Consider the following 4,202-nt stretch of genomic DNA (forward strand, 5'->3'; position numbering starts at 1 on the left):
CGCATAAAAGAAGCCCAGATGAACAATGCCATCGGAGTGTTTATACTTGTTTTTGGGATAGTAATACTATTTGGCATGCTGTATACAGAAACCTTTGTGCAGCATATGACAGATTTGGTTGCGGGCGTATTGTTAATGCTTATTGGTGGACTAATGATCTGGCGGGCCAGGAAGAAGTTAAACTCACTGAGGAAAAATAAAAAGAAGGAGGACCAGCAATGAGGCGAAGAGGTAAGATTGTATTAAGGGAGCAATGGTTTCTTCGGAGTTCGAGGGATGTAGACCAAACCGGGGAGGAATTATCCACTACCCACTCCAATTTTAATGGGTGGATTCCCTGTACCGTGCCTACTACCGTAATGTGCGCCATGGTGGCAAATGACCTGTTGGGCGAACCTTATGTTGGGGAAAATTTAAAAAAGATACCTACAGGGCAGTTTGAAGTACCCTGGTGGTATGTCACCGAATTTCAGCTTATGGCGGAAGAGATCAGAGGCTTTGCACAGCTGAGGTTCCACGGAATAAATTACAAGGCCAATGTTTGGTTAAATGGGCAGTTAATCGCAGATTCAAAAACAATCGATGGTGCTTTTAGAATCACCTCCTTTGATGTGAGCGATTTTCTGCTGACAGGAAGAAATGTCCTTGCGGTGGAGGTGATTCCTCCCCAACCAGGGGATTTTAGCACGGGCTTCGTGGATTGGAATCCGGCGCCCCCCGATGGGAATATGGGGATATTTAGAACAGTAAGCCTTCATCTTCACGGTGGGGGACTTCTAGACAAACCTTTCGTAAAGTCCAAGGTAGACAAAACGACACTACAAGAAGCAGCCCTTAGTATCTCCGTGGAAGTCCATAATTTTTTGGATACCAACTTTTCAGGAAGATTGGTGGTAGTGGTGGCTGGAAATACCATAGAGAAAGCAATAACAATTCCTTCCAATAGCCAAGAATTGATAGAATTGGATGCGAAGGAATTTCCCCAATTGCACCTACAAAACCCCAAGCTTTGGTGGCCGGTAGGGATGGGAACGGCCCATTTGTATCAGCTGGAAATGACCCTTTTCAAAGGGGACGAGGTATGCTATACGCAAAGCATCCGCTTCGGAATCCGGGAGGTGGAAGATTTTTGGCTGAACGGGGTGCACCGCGGATTTAAGGTTAATGGCAAGAAAGTGTTGATAAAGGGCGCTGGTTGGACAGATGATATGCTATTGATGGATACCCATGAAAGTCTAGAGGCTCAGATTCAATATGTAAAGCACATGAACCTAAACTGCATCCGCTTGGAAGGGTTTTGGGGGAAAGACACGAAGCTCTATGAACTCTGTGATGAATACGGAATTTTGGTGATGGTTGGCTTTAGTTGCCATTGGGAGCACGAAATCCATTTGGGAGTACCGGTGAATGAGCGATTTGGAGGGGTGTATAAACCCGAAGATATAGCACATATTGCTCAGGCTTGGGAAGATCAGGTAATTTGGTTGCGCAATCACCCCAGTATTTTCGTTTGGACGGTAGCCAGCGATAAGGTGCCTATTACAGAATTGGAACAGCGCTATGTGGAAACCTTTGCCAAGTACGACCCTAGTAGGCCCTATCTAAATTCTACCGGGGGAGTAGGTAGCGACCAACACGTAGTTGGGACCGAAGATGTTATTAGTGAAATTAGTGGCTCTTCTGGGGTGAAAATGTTGGGACCCTATGCCTATACCGCTCCGGTGTATTGGTTTACGGATACCCAGTTTGGAGGTGCCTACGGGTTTAACACAGAAACAGGCCCTGGAGCCCAGCCGCCTCAGTTAGAAAGTTTAAAGAAGATGTTGCCCAAAAACCGCTTATGGCCCATCAATGAGGTATGGGATTATCACTGTGGGCGATATGAATTTTCGGATCTAAGTAGGTTTACCAAAGCGATGGATGCGCGCTATGGAGCGCCAAGTTCTTTGGAGGAGTTCAATAAGAAGGCCCAGGCAATGAACTATGAGCTGATGCGCCCTATGTTTGAGGCTTTTCAAGTGTACAAAGACCGCTGTACAGGCATAATTCAATGGATGCTAAATGCTGCCTGGCCTAAAATGTACTGGCAGTTATACGATTATTATCTTAATCCCACCGCAGCCTTTTACGCTACTAAAAAAGCCTGTTCCCCACTTCACCTCATTTATAATTACGGGGATAGACAGATTTACGCTGTAAACGATCATTTTTTTCCGATGGAGGATCTGCAGGCCCGTATCAGGGTGTTTTCCATCAATTCTGAAGTGCTTTTGGATGAAAGTGTTTCTTTTAAGTTAGAGAAAGATTCGTCCCAACCTATTTATAATCTGGGGGAGCTAAGGGGAATGTCTACCACCTATTTTATAGACCTGCGATTATACGATAGGGAGCTTAAGGAAGTGTCCAATAATTTTTATTGGCTCTCTACCAAGGAGGAGGTGTTGGATTATGAAGCAGATTTGGGTGACTTTGCCTACCATACCCCTAGTGCGGAATATGCAGATCTTACCATGTTGAACGATTTACCAAGAACTCAGGTATCGGTAATCTATCAAGTAGTGCAAGAAGGAATAAATCAGAAGCTACAGGTCCACCTACATAATAAAGGGAATCATATAGCCTATTTAATCAATCTAAAAGTGATGGATAAGGTTACCCAAGAGCTAGTACTCCCCATTTTTTGGGAGGATAATTTTATAAGCTTGTTGCCTGGGGAGGAGAGAATGCTAAATGCTTCCTATTCATCTAGCCAAGCAACAGCCTTAAAAGTGGAAGGGTGGAATATAGCTTCGGACAAGGAACATTCCATTGGCATTTTGACAACTAAAAAATCGACCTAAAAAATGAAAAGACTAGCAGTACATGGCGGTACACCTACTCGGGATGTCAAGCAGAATCCCTGGCCAAACTGGCCCGTATGGGGCCAGGAAGAAGAAAAAGCACTTTTAGAGGTGCTCCATAGCGGAGTGTGGTCCTATAACGGACCCAAGGAAACAGCATTTAATGGACTTTTTGCAGCGTTTACTGGGGTGCAACATGCTATAACTACTGTGAACGGTACCGTTACCATGCAAATTGCCCTAGAGGCCCTGGGGGTTGGCCTAGGAGATGAGGTGATTGTCCCCGGCCTTACTTGGCAGGCTACGGCAGCGACGGTATTGGACGTTAATGCCATCCCTGTTTTGGTGGATGTGAGTGACGATAATTGGTGTATAGATCCTAAAGAAATTGAGAAAGCCATCACACCAAAAACAAAAGCTATTATACCGGTTCATTTGTATGGGGCGTTTGCAGATATGGATGCTATTATGGACTTGGCCAAAAAACATAACCTATTTGTTATAGAAGACTGTGCACACAAACACGGTGGGGAGTGGAAAGGTAAAAAGGCAGGGAGTATTGGGCATATAGGTAGTTTTAGCTATCAGCTCTCCAAACACCTTACCGCCGGGGAAGGAGGTTCCGTAACCACCAATGATCCCATATTGGCTGAAAGGATGGATGCCCTAAGAAATTGTGGCCGTAGGCCGGAAATAGCCACATCGGAGGAAATGGATAAAGGTGCCGGGGAATACGGGGACGATGAGGGTAATTTTATACAGTCTGGCAACCTACGGGTAACCGAGTTTCAGGCAGCTTTGTTAATAGAAGGATTAAAACGACTTCCAGCCCAGAACGCCACTAGGGATGCCAATGGAGCGTATTTAAATGAATTGCTGATTAGCATCCCCGGAGTTTCACCAATACGTAGAGACCCAAGAGAAACCAAAAAAGCCTATTTCAATTTTGCATTCCGATATCATAAAAAAGAATTTAAGGGGTTGTCCATAGATAAGTTTAGAAAGGCCTTAGAGGCCGAATTGGGAATTGTGGTAGATGCCAGTTACGAACCCCTTAACAACTGCTCTCTCTATGTGCCACATACCAAGCCTGCCCGGCATAAATTAAACGATGCCTATTGGGAGGCCATAGATCCCAAGCGGTTTTCCTTGCCCGTTTGTGAGCGGATATTTAAGGAAGAATCGGTTTGTATGCACCATAAAGTGTTGATGGGGAGCAAGGACGATATGGATCTGATCGCAAGGGCCATTCGGAAAATATACGCCCATGCAGAGGAGTTAATGGAATAAGGAATACGCTGTAAACGCAAAAGAATGGATACTATAAAAATTGCCCTTATAGGGACGGGATTTATTGCCGAT

At 45.0% G+C, this 4,202-nt stretch carries 3 protein-coding genes; all 3 read left to right on the top strand.

From position 1 onward, the window contains the following. Positions 1 to 222: manganese efflux pump (locus F1E73_RS16480; RefSeq protein ID WP_150452587.1), on the top strand; the 222-nt coding region annotated here is incomplete at its 5' end. Continuing rightward, positions 219 to 2,840: a glycoside hydrolase family 2 protein gene (locus F1E73_RS16485; RefSeq protein ID WP_150452588.1), complete on the top strand. Its 2,622-nt coding sequence runs from the start codon at positions 219 to 221 to the stop codon at positions 2,838 to 2,840. The genes F1E73_RS16480 and F1E73_RS16485, both read left to right, overlap by 4 nt. Before the next feature lie 3 nt (positions 2,841 to 2,843). Beyond that, on the top strand, positions 2,844 to 4,130 hold the full coding sequence (locus F1E73_RS16490; RefSeq protein WP_150452589.1) for a DegT/DnrJ/EryC1/StrS family aminotransferase: 1,287 nt from the start codon (positions 2,844 to 2,846) through the stop codon (positions 4,128 to 4,130). Positions 4,131 to 4,202: the final 72 nt, after the last annotated feature.

The organism is Arenibacter lacus, assembly GCF_008711145.1.
Taxonomy (GTDB): domain Bacteria; phylum Bacteroidota; class Bacteroidia; order Flavobacteriales; family Flavobacteriaceae; genus Arenibacter; species Arenibacter amylolyticus.

Bases quoted from the DNA above. Each gene is read 5' to 3' on its own strand.
- F1E73_RS16485 (WP_150452588.1), top strand. From the start codon at position 219: ATGAGGCGAAGAGGTAAGATTGTATTAAGGGAGCAATGGTTTCTTCGG.
- F1E73_RS16490 (WP_150452589.1), top strand. From the start codon at position 2,844: ATGAAAAGACTAGCAGTACATGGCGGTACACCTACTCGGGATGTCAAG.